The organism is Ruegeria sp. AB5, assembly GCF_056542645.1.
Window position 1 is genome coordinate 164283 of record NZ_JBQGAE010000004.1, and the last position, 24639, is coordinate 188921.

At 59.3% G+C, this 24639-nt stretch carries 24 protein-coding genes; 4 read left to right on the plus strand and 20 right to left on the minus strand.

Annotated features, from left to right (window positions below):
• Positions 1-31: 31 nt before the first annotated feature.
• From ACR0L4_RS10035 to ACR0L4_RS10130, 20 genes are all read right to left on the minus strand, one after another.
• A complete protein-coding gene (locus ACR0L4_RS10035; RefSeq protein ID WP_480512629.1) occupies positions 32-934 on the minus strand; it encodes an FAD:protein FMN transferase in 903 nt (300 codons plus the stop codon).
• Positions 931-1446: a nitrous oxide reductase accessory protein NosL gene (locus ACR0L4_RS10040; RefSeq protein WP_480512631.1), complete on the minus strand. Its 516-nt coding sequence runs from the start codon at positions 1444-1446 to the stop codon at positions 931-933. The genes ACR0L4_RS10035 and ACR0L4_RS10040 overlap by 4 nt, the downstream gene beginning before the upstream one ends.
• Entirely contained in the window at positions 1443-2264 is an 822-nt protein-coding gene (locus tag ACR0L4_RS10045; RefSeq protein ID WP_480512633.1) for an ABC transporter permease, read from the minus strand. The genes ACR0L4_RS10040 and ACR0L4_RS10045 overlap by 4 nt, the downstream gene beginning before the upstream one ends.
• Positions 2261-3154 (minus strand): ABC transporter ATP-binding protein, encoded by an 894-nt coding sequence (locus tag ACR0L4_RS10050; protein WP_480512634.1) that lies wholly within the window; start codon positions 3152-3154, stop codon positions 2261-2263. Before ACR0L4_RS10050 ends, ACR0L4_RS10045 begins: the two co-directional genes overlap by 4 nt.
• Positions 3144-4400 carry a nitrous oxide reductase family maturation protein NosD gene (locus tag ACR0L4_RS10055; protein ID WP_480512636.1) on the minus strand — a complete coding sequence of 419 codons (1257 nt, stop codon included), beginning with the start codon at positions 4398-4400 and terminating at the stop codon, positions 3144-3146. The genes ACR0L4_RS10050 and ACR0L4_RS10055 overlap by 11 nt, the downstream gene beginning before the upstream one ends.
• Positions 4401-4403: 3 nt before the next feature.
• Positions 4404-6311 carry a TAT-dependent nitrous-oxide reductase gene (gene nosZ / locus ACR0L4_RS10060; protein WP_480512638.1) on the minus strand — a complete coding sequence of 636 codons (1908 nt, stop codon included), beginning with the start codon at positions 6309-6311 and terminating at the stop codon, positions 4404-4406.
• Between the two features lie 15 nt (positions 6312-6326).
• Positions 6327-8450, minus strand: coding sequence for a 4Fe-4S binding protein (locus tag ACR0L4_RS10065; protein WP_480512813.1), 2124 nt, complete (start codon positions 8448-8450; stop codon positions 6327-6329).
• A gap of 50 nt (positions 8451-8500) precedes the next feature.
• Positions 8501-8959, minus strand: coding sequence for a DUF2946 family protein (locus tag ACR0L4_RS10070; RefSeq protein ID WP_480512640.1), 459 nt, complete (start codon positions 8957-8959; stop codon positions 8501-8503).
• 103 nt (positions 8960-9062) lie between these two features.
• Positions 9063-9326, minus strand: a complete 264-nt coding sequence (locus ACR0L4_RS10075; RefSeq protein ID WP_480512642.1) for a hypothetical protein — start codon at positions 9324-9326, stop codon at positions 9063-9065.
• Positions 9283-10836 carry a cytochrome D1 domain-containing protein gene (locus ACR0L4_RS10080; protein WP_480512644.1) on the minus strand — a complete coding sequence of 518 codons (1554 nt, stop codon included), beginning with the start codon at positions 10834-10836 and terminating at the stop codon, positions 9283-9285. Before ACR0L4_RS10080 ends, ACR0L4_RS10075 begins: the two co-directional genes overlap by 44 nt.
• Positions 10811-12025 carry a heme d1 biosynthesis radical SAM protein NirJ gene (gene nirJ / locus ACR0L4_RS10085; RefSeq protein WP_480512646.1) on the minus strand — a complete coding sequence of 405 codons (1215 nt, stop codon included), beginning with the start codon at positions 12023-12025 and terminating at the stop codon, positions 10811-10813. The genes ACR0L4_RS10080 and nirJ overlap by 26 nt, the downstream gene beginning before the upstream one ends.
• Positions 12026-12028: 3 nt before the next feature.
• A complete protein-coding gene (gene ahbB, locus ACR0L4_RS10090; RefSeq protein WP_480512648.1) occupies positions 12029-12511 on the minus strand; it encodes a siroheme decarboxylase subunit beta in 483 nt (160 codons plus the stop codon).
• A complete protein-coding gene (locus ACR0L4_RS10095) occupies positions 12508-12957 on the minus strand; it encodes an Lrp/AsnC family transcriptional regulator (RefSeq protein ID WP_480512650.1) in 450 nt (149 codons plus the stop codon). Before ACR0L4_RS10095 ends, ahbB (ACR0L4_RS10090) begins: the two co-directional genes overlap by 4 nt.
• Entirely contained in the window at positions 12954-13943 is a 990-nt protein-coding gene (gene ahbB / locus ACR0L4_RS10100; RefSeq protein ID WP_480512652.1) for a siroheme decarboxylase subunit beta, read from the minus strand. Before ahbB (ACR0L4_RS10100) ends, ACR0L4_RS10095 begins: the two co-directional genes overlap by 4 nt.
• Positions 13944-13946: 3 nt before the next feature.
• Positions 13947-15092: a cytochrome D1 domain-containing protein gene (locus tag ACR0L4_RS10105; RefSeq protein WP_170750470.1), complete on the minus strand. Its 1146-nt coding sequence runs from the start codon at positions 15090-15092 to the stop codon at positions 13947-13949.
• A complete protein-coding gene (locus tag ACR0L4_RS10110) occupies positions 15089-15460 on the minus strand; it encodes a c-type cytochrome (protein ID WP_480512654.1) in 372 nt (123 codons plus the stop codon). Before ACR0L4_RS10110 ends, ACR0L4_RS10105 begins: the two co-directional genes overlap by 4 nt.
• Positions 15453-16214 carry a uroporphyrinogen-III C-methyltransferase gene (gene cobA, locus ACR0L4_RS10115; protein WP_480512656.1) on the minus strand — a complete coding sequence of 254 codons (762 nt, stop codon included), beginning with the start codon at positions 16212-16214 and terminating at the stop codon, positions 15453-15455. The genes ACR0L4_RS10110 and cobA overlap by 8 nt, the downstream gene beginning before the upstream one ends.
• A gap of 190 nt (positions 16215-16404) precedes the next feature.
• A complete protein-coding gene (locus ACR0L4_RS10120) occupies positions 16405-16806 on the minus strand; it encodes a cupredoxin domain-containing protein (protein WP_480512658.1) in 402 nt (133 codons plus the stop codon).
• A 55-nt stretch (positions 16807-16861) separates the two neighbouring features.
• Positions 16862-18646, minus strand: coding sequence for a NapC/NirT family cytochrome c (locus ACR0L4_RS10125; RefSeq protein WP_480512660.1), 1785 nt, complete (start codon positions 18644-18646; stop codon positions 16862-16864).
• A gap of 125 nt (positions 18647-18771) precedes the next feature.
• The gene (locus ACR0L4_RS10130) at positions 18772-20448 is read right to left on the minus strand and encodes a cytochrome D1 domain-containing protein (protein ID WP_170750481.1); all 1677 of its coding nucleotides are present in this window, start codon (positions 20446-20448) and stop codon (positions 18772-18774) included.
• 229 nt (positions 20449-20677) lie between these two features.
• Between ACR0L4_RS10130 and ACR0L4_RS10135 the strand changes: the two genes are divergently transcribed.
• The 4 genes from ACR0L4_RS10135 (at position 20678) to ACR0L4_RS10150 (ending at position 24635) form a co-directional block, all read left to right on the plus strand.
• A complete protein-coding gene (locus tag ACR0L4_RS10135) occupies positions 20678-21865 on the plus strand; it encodes an NnrS family protein (RefSeq protein WP_480512662.1) in 1188 nt (395 codons plus the stop codon).
• A gap of 121 nt (positions 21866-21986) precedes the next feature.
• Positions 21987-22436, plus strand: a complete 450-nt coding sequence (locus ACR0L4_RS10140) for a c-type cytochrome (protein ID WP_170750485.1) — start codon at positions 21987-21989, stop codon at positions 22434-22436.
• 16 nt (positions 22437-22452) lie between these two features.
• Complete coding sequence (locus ACR0L4_RS10145; protein WP_480512664.1) at positions 22453-23820, plus strand: cbb3-type cytochrome c oxidase subunit I; 1368 nt, start codon at positions 22453-22455, stop codon at positions 23818-23820.
• Positions 23820-24635: an AAA family ATPase gene (locus ACR0L4_RS10150; RefSeq protein WP_480512666.1), complete on the plus strand. Its 816-nt coding sequence runs from the start codon at positions 23820-23822 to the stop codon at positions 24633-24635. Before ACR0L4_RS10145 ends, ACR0L4_RS10150 begins: the two co-directional genes overlap by 1 nt.
• The last annotated feature ends 4 nt before the right edge of the window (positions 24636-24639 follow it).

A 24639-nucleotide genomic window follows, 5' to 3' on the forward strand; every position in this document is an offset into this window, starting at 1 on the left:
TCTACACCTGTTTTGCGATTTAGATCAAGCATCAAGCGTTCAACTCAAGCTTCGCGGATGGAAAGCAACTCAGAATGCTGGCGACCTGCGACGTTGGAGCTGCGCATAGGGCGGTCGACAGACCGTCCGCCAAACCAGCCTGAGGTGCCGAGACAGACACGGTTCTCGGCTTCAATGTCCGATCATTGGGGTTCAGGATATGGCCCTGCCCGTCGGCAAACTGCATTCCATGGGTCGATGATGTCGCCACGGCGCGGTCCCGTAGTGAAATCGATTTCAGGACAACCCCGTCAGGGTCAGAGAGACCCACGCGCCACTTTTGACCGTCTCGATGTTGCCCTAGTGCAGCAATTTCACCCATATTAACCAGCACGTCCCTTAGCCCAGACGTGCGCAGCAAAGCAGCGATATGGTCTGTCACAACGCCTTGCGCGATACCATTTAGCGTAAGGGCCGAGGTACCCGGTATCGCAAGCTGGATTTTATCTGCACCAAAATACACCCTGCGCCAACCGATCGTTTTTTGCGCGGCAGCTACCACCGGCGGATCAGCGCGCCGCGCCAAGGCCTGCCAGACAGGTTGAACTGTTGGATCAAAGGCCCCGTCAGAGGCCGCATGCAAAGACGAACACAGGCTCATAGTCCTGAGCAATTCGGGTGCCGGGGCACGCAAGACCCCGTTTGCGTTTAACCGGCTCAACTGAGACTGGGGTCGGTAGAGGCTGAAGATGTTCTCCAGCCGCTCCAATTCGGCTTCGACGGCCGCAATGATCGGCGCGGCCTGCGCATAGGTCAGCCCTTCAAGTCGCAGGCTGGCGGGCGCTCCCAACGCTACACCATTCCAATGCGCCGAGGGGGCAGCCCCAGCGATTTTTGGCAGGGCGGCACAGGCAGCCGATATGGTCAGGAAACGGCGACGGGACAGAAAGGTCATGCGGGTGTCTCCAGTTTCAGGTCCAGATCGACAGGCCCCAGCACTTCGGAATCCGGGATGTCCGACAAAGGCAGGGGCGTGCCGCCGTAGCTGTCGATGAAACTCTGCGCGGCAGCAGGATCAGCAAAGGGGACCACTTCGCGGGCTCCCATGCCGCCGGCGACATCCGCGCCGACGACAAAGGTCGCGCCGTCGGCGCCGATCCAGTTTGAGATCCCCGGATACTGCCAATTGTCTGCTGCGCCCATGTCACTGACATAGACAGCCGTGATTTCGGCATCCCGCTCGGGGCTTTTGAGATAAGCCACCATGTCGCGCACCTGCGCGAAGAACAAAGGGGCCGGGTAGCCTTTGAGGTGAATCTGACCTTTGGGCCCGCCGTGTTCAGCGATATTCATCTGACAGAAGTAGCTGAGTGCATCAGGGGTCAGATCGACCGGATCAGGGGTCTCGGCCACCTCTTCTTTGCAGGCTGTCAGCGCGACCAGCGCGATCAGGGCAAGGTGTTTCATGGCTCAACCCTCCGAAAGGCCAGCCGTGCAAGCGTAAAACCGATGGATGGCCAGATCAGCAGCGAGGCGGGTGCGGCCCAGACGGGCAGGGCGTGCGCCGCGCCGGTCATGCCGGACGCCATCGCAACGCCTTCGGTCGCAGCGATGTTCCACAGTCGGAATGCATCGGCCGGGTTGGCCACCATCACCCATGGAAAGACGGATTGGGTGAAGGTGCCGCCCTTATCCATGACAACGGCCCCCAACAGGCCCAGATCATAGAGGACGACAAAAACCAGCCAGAGCCCGGCCGACAGACCTGCCGCCGCCGTGGCGCCCTTTGCCAAGGCGGACAACAGGTATCCAAGCGCCAGAAAAACAGCGCCCAGCAGGATCGATGTGAGAATGAGACGGACCAGAGCCATCAGGCTTTCCGGCCCTGCGCCGCCAAAAAACGCGGCCACGGCGCCAGCAGTGCCGAAACCGATGATCATGGCAAAAGCCAATGCCGCAAGATGGGCGGTGAACTTTCCCAGCAAGATTTCTCCGCGTCCCGCCGGGTAGGACAACAGCAACGCAAGGCTGCCCCTGTCGACATCTCCGGCGATTGCATCAAAGGCGATCATCAGCGCCAATAGGGGCGCAAGATAGACCGACAGTGTGGTCATCGAGGCGACAGAGACGGTCAGCATGTCGACCCCCAATGTGCCGGTTGGCGCACTGCCCGCAAAGGTCAGCGCCAGCGCGAACAGTACCATGATCAGCGTCGCGACCAGCAGCCAACGATTGCGTCGTAGGATCAGCATTTCAATGCGGGTGATGGCGAGGAAGCGGGTCATTGCAAGCCCTCCTGTGCGTAATGGCGATAGAGGTCTTCCAGTTTGGGCGGGGTCATTTCCACATCCGTCACTGCATCGCCCAACCCGGCGATGCGGCGCAGAGCCTCCATCTTGTCTTCGGGTGTGCAGAGCAATTCAACGGATGCCCCATTGATCCGGCTGCCGCCCAGTTCAGCGGCCAGCACATCCGGATTGGCGCTGGCGCGTACCTTCAGGCGGATCGGCAGACCGGCCAGAGCCGACAGATTGTTCAGGGTGTCGTCGGCGACCATCCGACCCTTGCGCATGATGGCGATCCGGTCGGTGCGCGCCTCGACCTCGGTCAGCGCGTGTGAGGCAATCAGAACGGCGGTGCCTTGGGCGGCCAGCTCGTCGATGATGGCATAAAGGTCCTGCCGCGAGATCGGGTCCAAGCCTGATGTTGGCTCATCCAACAATGCCACTGTTGGATGACCCAGCAGCACCTGCGCCAGTCCCAGACGTTGTCGCATCCCTTTGGAATAGGTGCCGATCCGGCGGTCCAAAGCGTCGCTCAGGCCGACACGATCCAACAGGGCAGGCACGTCAGACTTGGCACCAGACAGTTTCGCAAACAGGGTCAACTGTTCCCGCCCGGTCAGCGCAGGGTGGAATGAAACCGCCTCGGGCAGATACGCGGTCTCGCGACGCGCCTGCGTGCTGCCGGGGGTGGCGTCCCCGATCCGAATTGCTCCGCCATGGATCGGCGTCAGGCCGAGGATGGATTTGATCAGGGTCGACTTGCCCGCGCCGTTATGGCCCAGCAGCGCAACGCGCTGGCCGGGGGCAAGGGACAGGGTGATATCGTCAAGAACGCGGGTTTTTCCACGGTCCTTGAGAACATGGTCGATTGACAGGGCCTTATCCGTCATGAGGCACCTTTTTCATAGCTGGGGGTTCAGGGGCTTGCATCAACGGGTTGCTGTCCATCACACCCCCCGGCAGAAGCGCCGGGAAGGCCGATTGTGACCAGCGCACCAGTTGCACGGCAGGGGAGCCGAGCAACAATTTGGCTGCGGGTTGGGTCCACAACACATGGTCCATACTGTCATTGGGGCGATAGGGCGCGTCGGCGATGCCGTTGCCATCCACGTCATAGGCGGCGAAATCGGACCAGTAGTTACCACGCCCGTCCTCGGACCACTCGACCCATTTGGTCGAGACGTATTTTACCTGGGTCCGATTGCCGACAAAGGCGTTTCCGACGATCTGGTTGCGTTCGCTGCCAGCGGTAAAGTGGATGCCGATGCCACATCCCTGGAACCAGTTGTCGGTGAATTCATTCTTGTTCGAATTATAGAGGAAGGTGCATTTTTCCTTGGCACCTTTCACCACGTTGCCGGTGATAACGCTCTTGTTGGCGTAGTTCAGCATCACGCCATGTTCGCGGTCGCCGATCGAGACGTTGTTGGCAACTGTCACATTGGTCGTGAACATCACCGCATAGCCCAGATCATTGCCGATCGAGACATTGTCGCTGACGACCGAGTCGTCGGCATACATGTAATGCACGGCAAAGCGCAGATCGCGGAACAGGTTGTTGGTGAAGGTGTTCTTCTTGGACGAGTTCACAAAGATCCCGTCGCGCCCGTACCGGATGTCATTGCCATCAACCACCGCGCCTGGTGCATTCCAGACATAAACGCCGTTGCCGCGGTCATTCATCCGCTGGTCCTGACGACCTTCGATCCGGTTGCCACGCACGATGCTGTCCTTGGCCCCGTGAATGTCGACGCCGTAGAGGTTGCCCAGCAGCACGTTATCCTCGATCACCGGCGCCTTGGCCGTCTTGGTCAATTGGATGCCGCTGTCGATCCCGTCATGGCTTGAGCCTGAGCCGATCACGGTCAGACCGCGCACGGTCACGCCCGGTCCGGTGACCGTGATCACACTGCCTTCGCCTTGCCCGTCTATGGTGGCCTGTTCCAGCCCGTCGAGAGTTACGGGCCGGTCCAGAACCAGTGTTTCGGTGTAGACACCGGGGCTCAGGCGGAGGGTGTCCCCATCCGCCGCCTGCGCCAGTGTTTCATTGATGGCCCCCGCCCGGTTGGGCACATCCCAGTCCGCCGCCCAAAGGGGCGAGCCGAGCAGGAGCGGTATGAGCAGGGACCAACGCATGGGTTATGCTCCTTGCGGCTCGACCAGCATCCGGCCGCGCATTTCCATGTGCAGCGCGTGGCAGAACCACTGGCAATAGAACCAGTGTACGCCCGGACGGTCAGCGGTGAAGGTGACCGAGGCGGTTGCCAGCGGGGCAACTTCCATCGCAACGCCGTAGTTGCCCAGGCAGAAGCCGTGGGTCACGTCATCCACGTCATCCAGGTTGGTTATGTAAACCGTTACCTCGTCACCCTGTTTGACGGTGAACTTCTCAAGGCTGAAGGTCGGCGCCTGCGATGTCATGTAGACCCGCACCTTGTTGCCATCCCGGATCGGCTCTTCGGCGCCCTCTTCCAGATCGATGCCATCGGCTTCGGCCTGTTTGCGGGCATCTTCCCAAGTGACGTCGTTCCGATCCCAAACGTTGACCGGGTTGACGATGTCGCTGCGCACGATGATCGAGTCATGCGGCTCGGCAAAGGTTGGACCGTCGTGGACCACCTTCATCTCATCCGACGAGATATCGATCAGCTGTTCGTTCTCAGGCTTCAGCGGACCCACGTTCAGGAAGCGGTCTTTCGAGAACTTGTTCATCGAAATCAGCCACTTGCCATCGGCATCCTTGGTCTCACCCATCGATGTCGAGTTGTGACCCGGCTGATAATGCACATCGACCTTCGAGATGATCGGATCGACATCCTCACCCGCGTATGCGCGGATCGCCTTGTCCATGTTCCACTTCACGATCTGGCTGTCGAGGAACAGCGTGGTGAACGCATTGCCCTGACCGTCATACGCGGTGTGAAGCGGGCCAAGACCCAGCTGCGGCTCACCCACGATGCAGGACCGTGGATCGGCATCGCTTTCGAACAGGGCGTCCAGCTTGGTGACGTCCATGATCGACACGGTGGGCGACAGTTTACCGTTGATGCAGACGTGCTTGCCGTCGGGCGCGGTGTTGATGCCATGGGGCGAGTTCGGGATCGGGATGTAGCGGGTGTATTTCTTGTTCTGACCCTTACGTCCGTCCAGAACCTTGACGCCTTTCAGCTCCTGATAGTCGCCAGCTTCGATGCCTTTTTCGATTTCCGCGAGGTTGAAAACAACAACGTGGTCCAGCTCGTTCTCGGTCATCTCGGCCAGGTTCATACCCATTTCCGAGTTGTACGAGGTCGAATAGGCGTATTTGCCCTGATAGTCGCAGTCGGTGTTGTCGAGGTTACCCGAAACGATCACCTGCCACGCGACCTCCATGGTGTCGCCGTCAAGCGCGGTGAAGATGTTCACGTATTGCGACGGATCGTCCAGTACCGAGCCATCATTGACCAGCGGCGTTTCATCTTCGCCATTGGCAAAGACATAGCCGGTGCGTGGGAATTTCTGCGGACGCAGACCGTGGATCGCCTTGGCGTTCGGAATCTCGGTGATCTTGTCGCATTTCATCACATCGCAACGCACACGGGCGACACGGGTGTTGGCCTTGTCGTTCATGAACAGATAACGGCCATCATAGGTGCCGTCGGTGAACGACATATGCGGGTGGTGCAGGTCGCCATTGTCATAGGTCTGCAAGCCACGCTTGGCTAGAAACTCTTTGGTTTCCGGCAGCAGGCCATCGGTCATGATCTTCAGCGACTCGTTGGTCTGACCCCAGCCGGTGGCCGAGCAGCGGTTGAACACTGGCACCCGCATCAGTTCGCGCATGGACGGGAAGCCCAGAATGCGCAATTCGCCGGTCTGACCCGAGGACCAGAAGCCGTAATACTCGTCTAGTTCGCCTGGCTCCAGGTTGGCATTGGCCGCAGCGCTGGCCTGTTTTGCGGTCATCAGGGTCGAACCCAGACCGGTCCCGGCCAGCACGGCGCCGGTGGCGGTTGCCCCCAGCATCCCGCGGCGTGTGATGTTCAGTTTATTGTCATGTTCCGACATAATTTGCTCCTCCTTTTAGGAAGCGGTTAACGGTTTGGCGTTCGGATGGTTCGCCGGTGGTTGTCCGAGTGGGGTCTTCATCTGGACCGACCCTGTCTTGGCCCGCCGTTTGAGCTGGCGGATAACGACGGGACATTTGTCCTCGGACTGGTAGAGCACCTGACAATGCAGGCAGGTGACGCACTCGTTCGGATTGATCTCACCGGTGGGGTGGATCGCCTGAACGGGGCATTCGTTGGCGCAGGTCTGACAGGGGGTGCCGCAGTCCTTGTAGCGGCGCAGCCAGTCGAACATGCGGATACGGGCAGGGATCGCCAGCGCGCCGCCCAGCGGGCAGAGATAGCGGCAATAGAACCGCTCAACGAACAGCCCGATCCCCAGCAGGGCCAGCGCAAAGACCACAAACGGCCATTCGCGCATGAATTTCAGGATGATCGCGGTCTTGAACGGCTCGACCTCGGCATACTTCTCGGCCAGCGGGATCGAGACAAAGCTGATGCCAAAGAGCACGAGGAAGATCATGTATTTTACAGGCCAGAGGCGTTCGTTCAGACCCCAGGGCAGTGTCCATTGCGGTACCTTCAGCGCGCGTGCGATCTTGTTTGTCAGTTCCTGCAGCGCGCCAAACGGGCACAGCCAACCGCAATAGGCCCCCCGCCCCCAGAACAGCAGGGCAGCAGCTACGGCAAACCACTGGATAAACACCAGCGGATCCAGCAGGAACGCATCCCACGAGAACCCGGTCCGCAAGCTGCCTGCCAGCGCCATCAGGTTCACCACGCTTAGCTGCGCATTGGCGTACCAGCCGATGAAGAACAGGGTCATGGTCAGAAAACCGATGCGGAACCAATAGAAGGCACGGGCATTCATCGTGGCGTGGAACTGGAAGAAGAAGGTCGCGGTCAGCACCAGCAGCATGACGCACAGAACGGCAATCTCCACAGTGCGGTCCTTCCAGATGCGCTGCCACAGGGCGGCCTTTGCAGCGGCCTCGCTGGTGGCGTCATCGACGATCTTGGGGGCCGCTACGGGCAGCAAGTATTGCTCGGGCAGTATGTAGCCCAGATCGAAGGTCAGGAACGTCTTCTCAACCGCACCCACCGCGCGCTGCACCAGCAGTTGCAGCCGGAATGGTTCGGCCGGATCAAACTCGGCCTCAGCCGGGATTTTGAAGATATCCAGCTCAGTGAAACTGGGCGCGTCGGGGGCGGCAACTCTACCAAGACGCTCTTGCTGCTTGTCAAAAAAGCGCACCGAGTTGTCGCCCTGAATGAGCTGAATGCGGTCAAAAATCCCACCGCGCACATAGCCCGAGCCCTTATAGCTGTATGCTCCGCGCCCCAGCACCAGAATGGCCTGTTCGCCTTCGTCCAGCCATTCGACCAAGTTCTGATATTCGGCTTCGCCCAACAGGGATTTTCCGATGGATGGAACCGAGACCAGCGCCATGTGCATGTCGATGAATGTGTCATCCGGCTCACCCGGTTCGGGGCGTTTGATGGCGCGCTGATCGCCTGTGGCCTCAAAGGCGGCATTGACCTGCCCAACATCCAGCGTCAGCCGCCGGATCGAGCCGTCGCCCGATAGGGTCGACCAGTCATAGATGGCGTTCTTGGTCATGTCGATTTCGCGTCTTGGACCATCGGCCTGCAACGGTGACAGGCCGCCCAGACCCAGTGCCCGCGCTACCTTGATGCCGCCGCGCACGAGGCTGTCATCGATCACCATGATCGTGACGGTTGCGCCGGATATGATGTCGAGATCGTGCCCTTCTCCCCCGGTCTCTGCCTCGCGTTTGAGATCCAAACCGGCGTAGCCTTCGGTCAGTTCGGCCATGCGCGCATTGGGGATGCCGATCAGAACAATGGGTTCCGAGTGTTTGACCAGTTGCACACCGGTCAGAACCGCATCTGAATTGATGGCGGCAACCACGTGGATCGGCTTACCGGAATACCCTGTGGTGCCAACAAAGTCTGAGGTCAGAAAAGCCCAGGCAACCGTCTGGCCACCCTTCAAAACCGGGGCAACGGGCACATCCTCGCGTACCGGACCAAAGGCATCGGCACCGGCGGACAGATCAGCGGGCTCAATCTCGGGCAGGAAGCTGGCGAGGCTGTCGGCCTGTGTGCTCAGCGCCATCAGACAGGACAGGGTAAGGGCCAGCAGAAAGTGGGTTGCGCGACTTACGATCACGGCGCACCTCCGGACAATTGGAATGACGCCATGGACGCGCGCGGAACGCGTTCGACTTTGATTTCAGGCCCGCGCGGAGGGCCGCGGGTTTCGGGCCAGAGCCAGTTAGTGGTGTACAAATTGAACGGGTCCGCGGTGGGGCAGTGAACCAATTGGACAAATTCGATCTGTACGATTTGTGGCAGGTCCGGAATCAGCGCCGCGCCGGACATCGCACATAGTGTGCAGTCAGCGCATTTCGGGCAGGGTGCGGTCGGGTCCTGACTGTCCTCATTAAGGTCAACCTCAACCCAGACCGCACCCTCCTCCGAGCAGATTTCCATCCACATACTTTGCCCGGGACTCGCCAGCGCCGGGCTCAGTACTTGCATCAACAGAAGGAAGACACCCGCCCAACCACATACCGCGCGAAACACGCGCACAGGGAGGATGTGGAACTGAACAGGGGTGGGCATGGAAAATCCAACTCGGAAAACTTTCCTGAGTCGTATGTGAATTGTGCCTCCGGATACTTGACTTAGGTTAGGTGGTCCGGGTTTCTGGCTTTATGTATTGAATTCAGTCTTCTGCCTCATCCATAAGCCCGCGCACCCAGCGCCCCGCCAGCCAGGTTGCAGGCAAACCCAGAGGAACCGACCAGATCAGCGCCGATACCGGTTCGATGACGCCGAAACCCGCGCCATGTGCAATCAATCCGGCCAGAAACAGGTTGATCGCAACCGCAAGCGCCGTTGCCGGATAAAGCAGGATGGCCAGTTTCCAGACCGGCCATTTATCCTCAGTGGCTGGTGCCTTCCGAGAATGTGATCTTGTTCCAGACATTGTATTTTCCTGACGGTTTGCGCATCGGCAAACGGCGGATTTCCTTCAGCGTCTGCGCGTCATAGACGATCACCGCGCCGTCATCTTCCCAGATCGACACCAGTGCGTGGCTGCCATCTTTGGTGAACTCCACATGCGCGACGGTCTTGCCCAGAGCCGGACGCAAAGTCTTCACGATTTCGAGGCTTTGCTTGTCGATCACATGCATGACGTCCTTGTTTGGCCCAAAGAACACGTCGGCCCAGACATACGGCGAATTCTCATGGCTGCGCATGAAAAAGCCGGGGCCTTCGGTCTTGATCCGTTTGACGGTTTTCCAGGTTTCCATGTCGATCACCGACACCATGCCATCGGTCAGATGCGGCGTCGCCATCACGGTGGTATCCCCATGTTTCCATGTAATGCCCGAGCCCAGATGCGGCATGCCCGGTAGGTCGAGATCGGCCACCTTGTGCCCAATCACCAAATCGATCACCTGTCCGCCATTGCCACCCCGCGAGGCTCCCATGACGTATTCATAGCTCTGGTCGAAAAAGAAGTCGTCCAGATAATCGGGCGTGGTGATCTTGCGCACCGGGAACGGATCGGGGTTCTTGAACTGGCCTTCGATGCGAAAATCATGACCCAGCCCGGATTGTGGCGGGTTGGCCCCGTAGAAGACTTCCCAGATTTCCGGCACGTCCTTAAGCGCCAGCACAAAGCTTTCGCGCGGCGGTGCCTGATAGACGGCTGAAACACGGCTGGGAACGCCTTTTTTACTTTTGACTTCAATGACTTTCGCCACCGACAAGTCTTCGGTCGACAGCAGCGTCAGTGAGTTCGGCAAATAGTTTGCTACGGCGACCCATTTTCCGTCACCTGACATGGCGATGTTACGACTGTTCAGGCCCGCACGCACGCGACCCACCTGTTTCAAGGCCCAGATGTCATATTTCTGGACCCAGCCATCGCGGGACATGATGAAGACATACCTCCCGTCCGGGCTGAATTTGGGTCCACCATGCACGGCAAAAGGCGTTTCGAACCGGTCCAGAACCTCGAATGTGTCCCCGTCCAGAACGCTGACATGATGATCGCCGGTCTCAACGGTCAGTGTGATGTTCATCGGATCGCTGTCCCAGACAGGGGCGTCAGTAGGAACGTAGCCCTCATCCAGAACGCGACTGGCCATGATATCGGCCTCGCTCCATTCGGGACTGGTTTCCAGCGGAGATTTCAGCCAACCCGCCAGTTCTTCGATCTGCAGCGCGTCCAGCGCGTCGGAAAAGGCAGGCATTTGTGTTGCAGCTCGACCCTCTGCAATCACGGCAGCCACGCGGGGACCGCGCATCCGTTTCAGCGTTTCGGGGATCAGAGCAGGTCCCACGCCGCCCAGTCGACTTTCACCATGACAAGAGGCGCAGTGTTGGGCGTAATCCGAAGGGGCGTCTGCCCATGTGGCGCTGGCCAGAAGCAAGGAACAAAGTGAGGCGGTTTTCAGGGGTTTAAAAGAACTGGTGTGCCGGATCATGGCGTTTCCCCCGAAATGGCGTGACCAGCAGGCGATTCCCGATGTCCTGAACACCGATTTCATCATTTGACAGGTAGCAGGCCGGGTCTTCGGCCCACGGATCGCCAGTCAATTGCAAGGCGCGGATGCGAGTATTACCGCCGCAGACGTCCTTGAGCTGGCAGGCCCCACAACGCCCTTTCAACGGGCGTGGACGGGTGCGCAACATCGCGAGCATCGGGTCGTCGCTGGTCCAAAGCTCCGAGAACGATTTGGTCTTCACATTGCCGACTGTGTAATCGGACCAATAGGTGTCGGGATGAACCCGCCCCAGATTGTCGATATTCGCCACGCCCAACCCGCTGGAGTTCCCACCCCACGCGGCCAGATGGGCTCGGACATGGGCGGCTTTTGCGTCGTCGAAATGCGTGCGAACCCAGTTCAGGAAATACCCCGCATCGGCGTCGTTGTTCCCGGTGACGACATCCAGCGGGCGTCCGCCCGATGCAGCCTCCCACGCGCGGTCCATAAGCAGGTCCAGACCTGTGCGGGTACGTAGGTGCTCGGCGTCCTCGCCCCGGTTTTTGTCACCGCGCCCGGCATAGACGAGGTGAGACAGGTAGAACTTGTCTACACCCTCATCGTCGCACAGCTTCAGAAGGTCGGGCAGGTGATGTTGCGTGCCCTCGGTCAGGCAGAACCGCAAACCGACCTTGATGCCGCGCGTCTTGCATTCGCGCACACCCCGCAGGGCATCGGCAAAGGCACCGTCAACTCCTCGGAACCAATCATTTGTGGCCCCGATCCCGTCCAGTGAAATACCGACATAGTTGAATCCCACATCAGCGATCATGTCAGCGGTTTCGTCGTAAATCCGCGTCCCGTTGGTGGAAAGCGCCAGCATTGGCACCAGATCGCGGGCGCGTTTGGCGATGTCGAAGAAATCGAACCGGTCCAAAGGTTCCCCACCCGAGAGGATCAAGGCCGGGACGCGAAATTGGCCAAGATCCTCAAGGGTTACCATGGCTTGCTCATGGCTGAGCTCACCCGGGAACGCCACATCCGCCGAGACGGTATAGCAATGGCGGCATTTCAGGTTGCAGCGCCTCGTCAGGTTCCAGATCACCACCGGTTTCACCGGCCCGGGTCGGCGCTTGCGTACCGGGGTCGGGTTGACCAACTGGTGCATGTATTCGGTCAGGCGGAACATATCTCAGCCTTTCTTTTGCAGGCGCAGCCCGGTTTTTTTAAGGATGCGCGTGGAATAGAGGATATCATTCGCCCGGCAGGCTTCGCCCAAGATCGCCGTGATCTGCGCACGCTTTTCTTCGACCTCATCCCGATCCGATCCGTGAACCATAGCAAACAGGTTGTAGGGCCAGTCCGGCAACGCGCGCGGGCGTTCATAACAGTGGGTGACAAAGGGTAGAGCACCAATCTGAGCGCCCAATTCGGCGATGCGGTCATCTTCGACGTCCCAGACAGTCATGCCGTTCGAGGTCATCCCCAGTTTGTAGTGGTTCGGAGCTGCGGCAATGCGGCGGATGATGCCACGCGACTTCAAGTCGGCCAGACGGGATATCAGGGTCGTTTCGTCAAGTCCCAGCCCTTCGGCCACCCGCGCGTAGGGTGCGGGAACAAGCGGCAGGCCGCTTTGCAGTGCCTCGATAATCTCTCTGTCTTTTGCGTCAATCATGCTGCCACCCGGAAGCCGATGAAAAATTCCTGAAGTTTGGGAAATTGCAGGACAGCGATCCCGGTTTCCCCTTCGATTGCTTCGACCGTTGCGGCGATGCCTTCGGGCGTTTCGGTCGCCAGAACGAACCACATATTCAGCCGGTGCGAGCGTTCATAATTGTGCGCGACCTCTGGATGCGCATTGACTTTTGTCAGGACGGTTTCGAAATCCTTGGACGGTACAGCCATGGCGCACAGGCAGAACGCGCCGCCCATGGCCGCTGCGTCAAAGAAAGGACCGAACCGGGTGATCACGCGCGTGTCTTTCATGCGGCTCAGACGGGTCAGCAGATCGGCCTCTGCTACACCAAGTTCTGCAGCAATTATCGCGTAAGGATGCGAATTCAGCGGCAGGTCATCCTGCATCCGGTTCAGGATCGCACGGTCAATGTCATCCAACGTCATGCGGCTGCCTCTTGGGTTTGGATCAGCGCGCCGGTCTGTTTGAAACACCGGGTCGAGAACAGCACTTTGTTTTGCGCACCCGTTAGTTCGGGCAAGGCTTCGGCACCGGCCAGAATCTTCAGCGCCTCGGGTCGCGAGCGGGCGTGGATCATGGAATAGAGGCGATAGGGCCAGACACCTTCGACCGGGTTACGCTCATAGCACAGCGTGACACCGGGATGGGCGGCAAGCGCGGGACCGGCCGCCCCAACTTGTTCTGCGGGCATGTCCCAAACCACCATCGCATTGGCCGACCAGCCCAAAGCGCGGTGGCGCACGATGACACCCAGACGAGAGATGATCCCGGCATGGTGCAGGGCCTCAATGCGCTCCATCACGTCGCCCGTGCGGCGATGTAAGGTCTGGGCCAGTGCAGCGTATGGCGCTGAGACCAGCGACAGACCGGAACTGAGGGCCTGCAACAGGGGGCGGTCGCCATCTCGCATGGCCGAACTGTCTACTTTTCTTGGGCCGGGGACAGTGCGGGTTTCTCCTGACATGGGGAATCCAAGATCGACGTTGAAAGGGCGTACCAGTCGCAGGTCCAAAACCCGCAACCCGGTGCGGTGCGCGATCCGTGCGAGGGTGTCGTCTACATGGTTGCGGTCCGGTCCGGTGGCCACGAACCACAGGTTCCAGTCATCTTCGCGCTGGTAATTGTGGTTCACGCCGGGCTCGGCATCAATCAGGGCCGCGATCTCTTCCAACTGGGCGTCCGGAGCGGCGACTGCGGCCAGAGTGCTGGCGGAAACCGCGCCGGGGGCAATCGTCGCGCCCACCCGCGTGATGCGCCCGGTTTTGCGCATTCGCGTCAGACGATCGAGCACTTCGGTCTCATCCAGCCCAAGCGCGTCGGCAAGGACCTGAAAGGGGCGCTGGGTGATGGGAAAACCACGTTGGAAATCATCCAGCAGACGGCGATCGAGTGGGTCGGTGATATGTTGCATCTCTCAAAGCCCCGTTCTGTGCGCACGGGCGGTGAAGAAGATGCCGGATGGGCTGTCGGCCTCGATCTCGCGCAGCTTCTCGAAGGTTCGCGTGTCGTAGACCATGACCTTGTTGGCGTCGCGGACGCTGATCCAGACCTCATGCCCGCGCGGTGTGAACTCCATATGCAGCACCGCCGGACCGGGTTTGAATTCGTGAATGATCTGCTTGCTGACGCTGTCGATGACCTGAATGGTGTCGTTCAGCGGGTGGGCGAAGTTCACCCACACCTGCCGCCCGTCGGGCCGCGCCATCGCAAAGACCGGCTGGCCATGGGTTTTGGTGCGCCCGGTCTCGGACAATGTGTCTGAGTCGATCCAGAGAACCTCGTGATGGCCGACGGCAGGAAGAACGAATTCCCGGCCCGTCAGTGCCCAGCCTTCAAGGTGGGGCATCTTGTAGACCGGCATTTCCTCTTGCCCGCGACCGTAGTTTGGCAGCACGCGGATAGGCTCTGGCGTTTCGGCCCAAAGATCCAGTGCGGTCAGGCCGTCCTCGCCGAACAGACCGGTGATATAGGTGCGGCCATTTGCGGTGATCAGCGCGTCATAGGGGTTTTTGCCCATGTCGGGGATCCTGGTGATCCTGGGGTCGCCTTTTGCAAAGTCGGCAATCCAGGTCTCGCCGGTATCCCACATGGTAAAGACAAACCGCCGACCGGGCGCGTCGACCAGTCCGATGGTTTTGCTGTCGGTCGGGATATCGGCCACCATCTCCAGCGTGTTCGCATCAAAGACGCGCACACCGCCGGGCTCATAGTTCGACACGGCGACCAATGTGCCGTCATCCGAGATCGCACCACCAATGGCGTTGCCTGCCTGCACAACACGGTTTGCGATCTGACGGGTGACGATATCGACCTTGGTCAGGCCACCGTCACGACCAAAGACATAGGCAAAGCGTTCATCAGGCGAATAGACCAGTGATGCGTGTGAAAGATCGCCCAGCCCTTCGATCCGGGCCAGTGCTGCGCGGTCCGACTGATCCACCAGTAGAACCGAGCCGTTGGCGCGTTCGATCACAAGCCCCAAATCTCCGGTCGCGGTAGGTTCGGCATGGGCCGCAGTCATCATCAAAGAAGCGGCAAAGCCAAGGACGAGATGCTTCATTTTGCGTGTGACTCCAGAAGGTAGCGGGCGATCCATTCGGCCTCTTCTTCGCTGATCAAGGGCCTCCAGGGTGGCATTGCGGTGTCGGGGATGCCGTCGAGGATCACGCTGCTCAGAATTTCGGGATCGTAGTGGTCCAACGTCTCTGACCGCAGATCGGGGCCAAGGCCGCCTTTCAGTGACAAGCCATGGCACGAGCCGCAATCCTGATGGACAAGGCGCTTCAGCGCGTTCGGGTCGAGCGTGTCGGCGGCAAAGGCTGTTGTGGCCACAAGCACGGCAGACGTGAGGACGGCGCGCGCGGGCCATCCCTTGTGCCTTCTGGCAACTGGTCGCGGCCCTGATCTGCGGGAACCAAATTTAGCCATGGGCTTGCTCCAGCAATTCAGTCACAGGCCGTTCCGCGTAAAGCGAGACCACCTTGCCAATTATAAATAGCGTGGGTGCTCTTAACTCCGCCTCGCGCACATCCGCTGCCAGTCGATCGAGCCGCGACACCAGGCGGCACTCCTCTGGGGTTGTCGCATTTCCAACAGCAAGAACCGGGGTAGAACCGGGCAGGTTCTCGGTCATCAGACACATGGCGATCTGGCCGATATTGGCGACGCCCATATAGACGACCAGCGTCGAATCCGGGTCTGCCAACCGCTTCCAGTCAAGATCCAGCACCTTGTCGGCCTGCCGGTGTCCGGTGACATACTGCACCGACGTGGCCAACCCGCGATGGGTCAATGGCACACCGGTGGAACTGGACGCGCCTTGTGCTGCGGTGATACCGGGCGCGTATTCGACAGCCACACCTTGTGCCAGCAGATAGGCGGCTTCTTCCGAGCCGCGGCCAAAGATCATCGGGTCGCCGCCTTTTAAGCGCGCCACAATATGTCCCGCGCGAGCCTCTTCCAGCAGGATCGTATTGATCCGGTCCTGAGATACGGTGTGGCATTTCGGAGCTTTGCCCACGGGGATCAACCGCGCGCCCTCGGCGTGCATCGCCAGAATCTCGGTCGAGACCAGACGGTCGTAGACGACGACATCGGCCTCTTGCAGCATCCGCAGGGCGCGCAGGGTCATCAACTCGGGGTCACCGGGGCCGGCGCCAATCAGAAAAACCTTACCGATCATCTGCAAACTCGCTTGGTCTGAATGTCTTCGGAACCCGGGTTTTCCTGCACGATTGGACGACGGTGCTGGGCAATCCGGGCGTGTCGTGCTGCAAGGGTCGCGCATCCAGTGCGCGGTATCCTTGACTAAAGTTAAGGAGCGCGGGATTTGCGTCCGCGCTCCTTCGGCCTTGCCTGTTGTTCGCCTCGAATCAGGGTTCGACTTTGACCATGCCGAGCATGTTTTGTGTCTCCCAATGCGGGCCGCACAAATATTCCTGCGGACCGGGCGCGAGGAAAGTCAGATCAACGGATTCCTCGGGAAACAACCGGTCGCTTTCGGGTTCGCTGCCATCTTTCAGAAGGACCGAGTGACTGGTGCGTTTGTCCACGTTCACCCAGCGCACGGTCGTACCCGGCTTCACCGTAAGCTCGACCGGGCAGAAGGTGTATTTGTACATCAGAACAACTTCGGCTTCCTCAACGGTGGACGAAGGTTGACCGAAGAGTTCGACATAGCGCTCTTCTGCTTCGACACACAGCTCGGCGGTCTCATCCGCCCAAGCAGGCGCGGCCAGAAGCAGCAGCGCAGGAAGAAGGTGTTGGGGTTTCATGCGTCCAAGTCTCCTCTTCTAAGCGGAAGGGGCCGGATTACCCGGCCCCTTTTTTTCATTGTTTGACCACGTTGATGAAGGCGCTGTCATCGTCCAGCGCCAGGCTGGTATCCAGAGTCACGTGGTGGAACCGTGCGGCGGCAAAGTCATCGTGGATGGCAAAGCCGACGGTATAGGTCTGGCCAGCGGTCAGCGGGACGTCTCCTGGTGCACCCGAATTCAGCGGACGTGTGAAGACCACGGTCCACATACCTCCATCCAGACTGGCCGAAGCGGCGATTTCCCCGTCATTGACGACGCGCTGCTCAAGCAGGTAGCCATTGGTGGCGCTGCCATCGGCATAGACGCGCATCAGGTCCAGATAGGTGCCATCGGCCAGATACTGCTCGATCTGATCGGCGGCCTGTAGCTTGTCCCAGCCACCCAGGGCTTTGCCGCGCCGGCCTTTGATCTCGACCTCGGTCCGGCTTTCGCTGATGTATTTGGTCACGGTGTTCTGTGTGTTCAGGCGGCCCGCAACATCGCCATTTGCGGCAATCGCCTCGGCACCCGGATCAAAGGGCATATAGCTGTTGTCTGAATGGCACGAGGCCCAGCACCCCACCTGATCGCCCAGCTCGATCCCGGTGCCGGTGATCATCATGGCCACCTTGATCTGGTTGTCGGGGTCCATCTTGCCGCCATCCACAAAGGGTGCGGGGTTGTGGCCCGCATCGGGCCATTGCAGGCGGATATAGAGGGTCTCTTCATCATGTGCGGCCTGCACGGTTGCTTCGATCACGCCGCGTTTGCCCGGGATCGGGGTTGGTTCAAGTTCGCCGCCTGCAACGATCTTGGTGCCGATCGCGTCCAGCTCGGCGGCATGGCAGGTGGTGCATTTGTCGCCACCTTTGGTCAGCGGGCGCGCGCCGCCATGAGACCTGCCATTTTGCACCCATTCGAACGAGGCCTGCCCCGGATAGAACAGTTTCATATCCGCGCCGGGGATGGCGGCCCAATCGATATTTGTGCCAACATCGCTGCCACCTCCCGAGGGTGTGGCAGTGGCCTCGCCTGCGGCTTGGGCACGCTCTTCCGCAACAGCCGCATCCACAGCCGCAGCGATTTGGGCCTGAACCGAGTCCAGCTGTGCTTGTTTCGCGACTTTCTCCGCTTCTGCGTCAGCAGCTTCTTTGGATTGTATCCGCTCGAGGCTGGCCAGGTATTCCGGCGGGATCTGGCGAATAAAGGCAGGGTTGGGGGCTTCCAACTTTTCCAGATACTCGTCACCCGCGCGGTCACGCAGGTCAGAGTGGGCGATCCCCTTGTGGCAATCGATACAGGTCTGTCCGACTTCCATCGCGTTCAGATGCTGTTGCCGTGCCCGCGGTTTCTGGAATTCGGGCATCATGGATTCGAAATCGTGGCAGTTGCGACATTCCCGCGAGTCGTTTGACTTCATCCGTTCCCATTCGTTCATGGCCAGATGGACGCGCTTGGCCTCGAATTTCTCGGGCGTGCTGATGGACCCCACGGCTTTGCCATACAGCTCTCGGGTCGCTTTGACCTTGCGGATCATCTTGTGCGTCCAGTCCTTGGGCACGTGACAGTCGGAACAGACTGCACCGACGCCAGACCGGTTCACGTCATGGATGGTCCCTTTGTATTCCTCATAGACGTAATCCCGCATCTCGTGACAGGACAGACAAAAGGGTTCTGTATTGGTGGCTTCGACGACGGTGTTGAACCCGCCCCAGAAGATGATGCCGCCCGCAAAGGCTGCGGCGATACCGGCGACGGGCATTCCCCACAGGAAATACCGGCGCCAGATTGGTTTTTTCTTTTCCGGTTCGGAGGTCATGTCCGGTCTCCGTTTTGGCTTTCGTCTCTGGCCCTGGAAGTCAGGCCTGTGGATTTGGCTGATACGTCAAACAAGGAAAGGGCGGGCGAGGGGCCCGCCCTTTCGAATTTTGTTTACTGACTTCATCAGGTGACGTGGTTCGAACGGTTGTAGACGTTGAACTTGCCGGTGGGCGCAAACAGCCCCTTAACGCGACCGATCTCTTCCAGCGTCTTGGCGTCGTAGATCACGATCTCACCGTTTGGTTCTTTCGAAGTCGAGCGGTTCCATTTGGACACCCAGACCTCGGAACCGTCCTGATTGAACTCGAAGTGGACGGCGACGTTGCCTTCCTCCTCTGTAATCTGGATCGTTTTCACGATCTCACCGGTTGCCTTGTCTATGACCTGCACCGATTGCTGAATTTCAGGCTCGGGGTGCTTGGTCTGGTCGGCCCAGATGTAGTCCGAGGTCGGGTGGGTCCGGATGAACAGACCGGGTCCGTCGGTTTCGACCTCATAGCAGGTCTGCCAGGCCTGATCCGGGTGGCCTTCGGGGTCGTTGCCCCAAACGGTGACCGTGCCTTCACCCAGATGGGTTGTTCCGGCAACAGGACCGCAATTGGGATCTTCCCAGTTGGCGCCCGGGCCGGGGTGCGGCAGCGGAGCGGTGTCGATCATGGCTTCCAGCTTATGCGTCTGGGTGTCTACGACGACCATCTTGTTCGACGCGTTTGCGGCAATCTGGAAGTAGCGCCCTGTTGGATCAAAGAACCCGTCATGCAGGAACTTGGCGCTGTCGATCTTGTCGATCCTCAGGTTGTCCAGATCGGTATAGTCCACCTGCCAAAGCTGGCCGAGTTCCTTGACCGCGACGATCCATGTGGGCTCGTTCGGGGTGGTGTAGATGGCGGCCACGCGGCTTTCTTCCACATAGTCTCCGTCCACATTCACACCACGGGTCGAGACGACCTTTTTGGGCTCCATGGTTTCGGCGTCAACGATGGCGAAATGAGGGGGCCAGTACCCGCCACCGATCACGTATTTACCATCACCCGATACGGCCACGTCGCGGGCGTCATAGGCGATTTTGACCTCGGCAACCAGCATGTTCTCGGGGTTTTGCCACAGGTCGATCTTGGTCATCTTGCCGTCGCGGCCCATCGTGTACCAGAAGCGCCCCGGGTTTTCCGGCTCTTCCAGTTTATGGTGCTCGGACGCTTTCAGAACGTGCACAGCGTAGCCGGTCGGAATATGGGCCAGCACTTCCTTGGTGTCGCCGTCGATCACGGCCACCTTGCCCACGTCACGCTCAATGACCACAAAGAAGTTTTCCCAGTTGCGGCCATGCAGTGGCTCGGTCGGGTAGTCTTCGGGTTCGACGTAAACCTTGCGGGTCGCCATCATCTGCTCAAGCGACATCTCGGGCGGTTTGGGCGGCTCCATCTGGATATAGGTCGCCATGTCGCGGATCTCGTCCTCGTTCATGACGTCCGAGAAATTGTTCATCCCGCCTTCGGTACCCCAGGCGATGATCTTCTCAAGCCGGTCCTGTCCCAGTTTCAGGGTCCCGGACTCGGTTACAGTGCCATCGGCGTTCTTCGTTTCAACCATAGGCTCAAGGCTTTTGCCCGTCGCTCCTTTGCGCAGCACGCCGTGGCACCCGGCGCAGCGTTCAAAATAGAGTTGTTTCGAGGATTCAAAGGCTTCCTTGCTTAGGGTTGGCTCTTCGGCAAAGACCGGTGCAGCGACGCTGCCCAGCAGCATCGCCAAACCGACCCCGAAGGCGCGGCCAGTTTTGTTGTAGCTGATTCCAAGTGACATGATCACTCTCCATTTGCTGGTGAGGCAGCTCAAAGACTGGGGCAACACGCAGGTGTCATCCTTGACGAAAGTCAACGGCAGCCGCGAAACTGTGCGTAGGGACCAGATTTACCCCAACAAAATAAGGGTTTCCGAGGCATGTTTAGGTTGGCTTGATTTCGGTTAAGTGACCCGGCATCGAACCTAATTACGCTCAATAGCGTGGTCACCAAAGCCGAGGAGAGCAGGCATGTCGGCAGTCATCGCGCGGGTTTTCGGCGAGGGGTTCCGGATCTTTTTTCTGTCGGCCGGATTTTACGGTCTGTTCGTTGGTGGTGTCTGGGGGGTTTGGTTGTTGGTCCAGACCGGCGCAGTTTCCTATTCGGACACCAGCTATGCGATGACCGCACCGATGTGGCATGCGCACGAGATGATTTTCGGCTATGCCACTGCTGCGCTGGGCGGTTTCTTTCTGACGGCTGTGCCGAACTGGACCGGAGCACCTGATGCACGCGCGCGCTTCATAACGTTGGCGGCCGGTCTGTGGCTGGCGGGGCGATTGGCAATGTGGTGTTCCGCAGAGCTGCCGCCTGTTCTGGTCGCGGTGCTTGATTTGGCCTTCGTGCCGATTCTGGCCGTGAAGATCGCGACCCAACTGACCCGGCGCCCAAAACCGCAGAACATGGTTTTCCTGTTGCTGCTCAGCTTGCTCTGGGTCGCCAATCTTCTGACGCACCTGGAATGGATTGGGGTCACAAGTGACACGGTCGATCTGGGTCTGCGGGCCGGTTTGTTGACACTGTGTTCCATGATCGCGATTCTGGGCGGTCGGATCACACCCGCCTTTACCCGCAACGCGATGATACGTGACGGCGCACCGGAAGAGGCATGGCCGGTCTCGGTGGCCGTTCTTGACAAGGCCGGACTGGTCATCGCGCTTCTGCTGCCGATTAGCCTATTGGTCTTGGGGGCCAGCGTTGAAACTGGCGTGGTTGCCTTTGTGCTGGGCTTGGTACAGTTTTTGCGTATGAGCCGTTGGCGCTCTGTTTGGGCCCTGAGGCAGCCTATTCTTGTTGCCCTGCACATCGGGCTGGGAATGCTTGCGCTGGGTTTGATCCTCTGGGGTCTGTCGCTGCTGGGCGTCGGCAATGAGATCGCGGCTTTGCATGTGCTGGGCATTGGCTGTCTTGGCGGCATGACGCTGGCCGTCATGAGCCGCGCTGCGTTGGGTCACAGCGGACGCGCGTTGATTGCGCCGACGCCGATGGTGCTGGCCTATGGGCTGATGGCACTGGCTGCGATTCTCAGATGGGTTGGGTCGGATCTGAGCACCGGTTACCTGACCGCGATGTTGATAGTTGATGGGCTTTGGGTTGCAGCCTTTGCACTCTACCTGATCGCCATGTGGTCTGCCCTGACCGGACCGCGCGTTGCCTGAAAAACCAAGCTTTTCAAATACCTTACGCTTTCGGGAAATTGGTCTTGACTTTCGTTAAGGCAGGCGAGGGACCCGGCCGCCATTCTAACGATACAAGCTAATCTGCGCAAAGGAGAGCGCAATGCGAGAAGTCATGACAAAGAGCATGGCTCGCAACATATTTTATGGCGGGTCCCTGTTCTTCATCCTCATCTTTCTGGCCCTGTCGGCCCATTCGCACCTGTACATCGTCAACTCCGAAAACTCGGCAAAACTTGATGAAAGTGTGATCCGCGGCAAGCATGTCTGGGAAAAACACGCCTGCATCAACTGCCACACAATCATGGGCGAAGGCGCTTACTTCGCGCCCGAAGTCGCGAATGTGATGACGCGCTGGGGTGTGCTGGACGACCCGGAATCAGCCTTTGAAGCCCTCAAAGGCTGGATGGAAGCACAGCCGACCGGCATTCCCGGTCGTCGGCAAATGCCCAATTTCAACCTCAGCGACGAAGATATCCGCGATCTGACCAACTTCCTGATCTGGACCGACAATATCGACGCGCAGGGCTGGCCGCCCAATGAGGCAGGCTGAGAAAGGGAACAGAGCAATGAAATACGAAACCCAAAAAATCGCCTACGCCTACTTTGCGGTAGCGATGGCCCTGTTCGCGATACAGGTAATCGGCGGCCTTCTGGCCGGTTTCATCTATGTATTCCCGAACTTCCTGAGTGATCTTCTGCCGTTCAATATCGTGCGGATGCTGCACACCAACTCTTTGATCGTCTGGCTGCTGCTGGGCTTTTTTGGTGCGGCCTATTTCCTGATCCCCGAGGAATCCGAGCGTGATATCCATTCGCCAACGCTGGCCTATCTGCAATTGATCATCCTTGTGGTCGGCACGCTGGGCGTTGTTGTGACCTATGTCTTCAACCTGTTCGAAGGCAACTGGCTGCTGGGCAAAGAGGGGCGCGAGTTCCTTGAGCAGCCCAAATGGGTCAAGGTGGGCATCGTCGTGGCCGCGCTGATGTTCCTTTACAACGTGTCGATGACCGTTCTGAAGGGCAAGAAGACCGCCATTACCAACATCCTGCTGCTGGGCCTGTGGGGTCTGGCGCTGCTGTTCCTGTTTGCCTTTTACAACCCGGGCAACCTGTCTTTGGACAAGCAATACTGGTGGTACGTCGTCCACCTGTGGGTCGAAGGTGTGTGGGAACTGATCATGGCCTCAATCCTGGCCTATCTGATGCTGAAGCTGACGGGTGTCGACCGTGAGGTGGTCGAGAAATGGCTCTATGTCATTGTCGCTGCCGCGCTGTTCTCGGGCATTCTTGGCACGGGTCACCACTACTACTGGATCGGTACCCCGGGCTACTGGCAATGGATCGGGTCGATCTTTTCGAGCCTCGAAGTGATCCCGTTCTTTGCGATGATGGCCTTTGCCTTTGTGATGGTCTGGAAAGGACGTCGTGACCACCCCAACAAGGCCGCATTGCTGTGGTCGCTGGGCTGTGCCACGCTTGCCTTCTTCGGGGCCGGTGTCTGGGGCTTCCTGCACACGCTGCATGGGGTGAACTACTATACCCACGGCACGCAAATCACGGCAGCACACGGTCACCTTGCCTTCTACGGTGCCTATGTTTGCCTCAATCTGGCGATCTTCAGCTATGCGATGCCGATCCTGAAGAACCGTGATCCCTACAATCAGGTGCTGAACATGGGGTCGTTCTGGCTGATGACCAGCGGCATGGTCTTCATGACCTTTGTCCTGACCTTCGGCGGAACCGTGCAGACGCACATGCAGCGTGTGGTCGGAGACTACTTCATGGATGTTCAGGACCAGATCGCGATCTTCTACTGGATGCGTCTCGGCTCTGGTGTGGTTGTGGTCCTTGGTGCGCTGCTGTTCATCTACTCGATCTGGGTTCCCCGGAAAGAGATCATTGAACCCGGCGCCGTCGAAACCCCTGCGGAGTGATGAATATGGACGGCTCCATGCAACTGAAAAAGGGGGCGGCAAATGCCCCCTTCTACCTGGCCCAGGGCGATGAATGCGATGTGTTCGCCGCCGCCTATACCAACAATCTGCCGGTTCTGCTGAAAGGGCCGACAGGTTGCGGCAAGACACGTTTTGTGACCCATATGGCCACCAGCCTTGGCCGTCCGCTTTATACAGTGGCCTGCCACGACGATCTGGCGGCTGCCGATCTGATCGGTCGTTACCTGCTGAAGGGTGGAGAAACCGTCTGGGTCGATGGCCCCCTGACCCGGGCGGTGCGTGAAGGCGCGATCTGCTACCTTGATGAGGTGGTCGAGGCCCGCAAGGACGTCACCGTCGTGCTGCACCCGCTGACCGACGACCGGCGCATCCTGCCGATCGATCGCACCGGCGAAGAGCTTGAGGCTGCCCCCGGCTTCATGCTGGTGGCCTCCTACAACCCCGGCTACCAGAACATCCTGAAAACCCTGAAACCCTCGACCCGACAACGGTTCATCTCGCTGGAGTTCGACTTCCCGTCGCCCGAGATGGAGGCCGAAGTTGTTGCGCAGGAAAGCGGGCTGCCGCTTGACCGCTGCAAACCGCTGATCCGCCTGGCGAACAAGCTGCGCGGGCTTAAGGGTCAGGATCTTGAGGAAGGCGTTTCCACCCGCCTGGTTGTCTATGCCGCGACACTGATTGCACAAGGCATGTCCACCGACCGCGCCATCCTTGCCGCTATGATCGAACCTCTGACCGATGATGAGGATATAAAACGCGGGCTCCTCGATCTTGTCACTGCTGTCTTTGGGTGAGGCC

Excerpts from the sequence above, each read along its gene's own strand:
- ahbB (WP_480512648.1), bottom strand. The coding sequence starts at position 12,511 with ATGATTGACGCAAAAGACAGAGAGATTATCGAGGCACTGCAAAGCGGC.
- nirJ (WP_480512646.1), bottom strand. The coding sequence starts at position 12,025 with ATGTTCCGCCTGACCGAATACATGCACCAGTTGGTCAACCCGACCCCG.
- ACR0L4_RS10070 (WP_480512640.1), bottom strand. The coding sequence starts at position 8,959 with ATGCCCACCCCTGTTCAGTTCCACATCCTCCCTGTGCGCGTGTTTCGC.
- ACR0L4_RS10075 (WP_480512642.1), bottom strand. The coding sequence starts at position 9,326 with ATGTCTGGAACAAGATCACATTCTCGGAAGGCACCAGCCACTGAGGAT.
- ACR0L4_RS10065 (WP_480512813.1), bottom strand. The coding sequence starts at position 8,450 with ATGGCGCTGAGCACACAGGCCGACAGCCTCGCCAGCTTCCTGCCCGAG.
- ACR0L4_RS10110 (WP_480512654.1), bottom strand. The coding sequence starts at position 15,460 with ATGGCTAAATTTGGTTCCCGCAGATCAGGGCCGCGACCAGTTGCCAGA.
- cobA (WP_480512656.1), bottom strand. The coding sequence starts at position 16,214 with ATGATCGGTAAGGTTTTTCTGATTGGCGCCGGCCCCGGTGACCCCGAG.
- ACR0L4_RS10080 (WP_480512644.1), bottom strand. The coding sequence starts at position 10,836 with ATGATCCGGCACACCAGTTCTTTTAAACCCCTGAAAACCGCCTCACTT.
- ACR0L4_RS10125 (WP_480512660.1), bottom strand. The coding sequence starts at position 18,646 with ATGACCTCCGAACCGGAAAAGAAAAAACCAATCTGGCGCCGGTATTTC.
- nosZ (WP_480512638.1), bottom strand. The coding sequence starts at position 6,311 with ATGTCGGAACATGACAATAAACTGAACATCACACGCCGCGGGATGCTG.
- ACR0L4_RS10130 (WP_170750481.1), bottom strand. The coding sequence starts at position 20,448 with ATGTCACTTGGAATCAGCTACAACAAAACTGGCCGCGCCTTCGGGGTC.
- ACR0L4_RS10135 (WP_480512662.1), top strand. The coding sequence starts at position 20,678 with ATGTCGGCAGTCATCGCGCGGGTTTTCGGCGAGGGGTTCCGGATCTTT.
- ahbB (WP_480512652.1), bottom strand. The coding sequence starts at position 13,943 with ATGCAACATATCACCGACCCACTCGATCGCCGTCTGCTGGATGATTTC.
- ACR0L4_RS10035 (WP_480512629.1), bottom strand. The coding sequence starts at position 934 with ATGACCTTTCTGTCCCGTCGCCGTTTCCTGACCATATCGGCTGCCTGT.
- ACR0L4_RS10040 (WP_480512631.1), bottom strand. The coding sequence starts at position 1,446 with ATGAAACACCTTGCCCTGATCGCGCTGGTCGCGCTGACAGCCTGCAAA.
- ACR0L4_RS10140 (WP_170750485.1), top strand. The coding sequence starts at position 21,987 with ATGCGAGAAGTCATGACAAAGAGCATGGCTCGCAACATATTTTATGGC.
- ACR0L4_RS10050 (WP_480512634.1), bottom strand. The coding sequence starts at position 3,154 with ATGACGGATAAGGCCCTGTCAATCGACCATGTTCTCAAGGACCGTGGA.
- ACR0L4_RS10145 (WP_480512664.1), top strand. The coding sequence starts at position 22,453 with ATGAAATACGAAACCCAAAAAATCGCCTACGCCTACTTTGCGGTAGCG.
- ACR0L4_RS10105 (WP_170750470.1), bottom strand. The coding sequence starts at position 15,092 with ATGAAGCATCTCGTCCTTGGCTTTGCCGCTTCTTTGATGATGACTGCG.
- ACR0L4_RS10095 (WP_480512650.1), bottom strand. The coding sequence starts at position 12,957 with ATGACGTTGGATGACATTGACCGTGCGATCCTGAACCGGATGCAGGAT.
- ACR0L4_RS10055 (WP_480512636.1), bottom strand. The coding sequence starts at position 4,400 with ATGCGTTGGTCCCTGCTCATACCGCTCCTGCTCGGCTCGCCCCTTTGG.
- ACR0L4_RS10150 (WP_480512666.1), top strand. The coding sequence starts at position 23,820 with ATGAATATGGACGGCTCCATGCAACTGAAAAAGGGGGCGGCAAATGCC.
- ACR0L4_RS10120 (WP_480512658.1), bottom strand. The coding sequence starts at position 16,806 with ATGAAACCCCAACACCTTCTTCCTGCGCTGCTGCTTCTGGCCGCGCCT.
- ACR0L4_RS10045 (WP_480512633.1), bottom strand. The coding sequence starts at position 2,264 with ATGACCCGCTTCCTCGCCATCACCCGCATTGAAATGCTGATCCTACGA.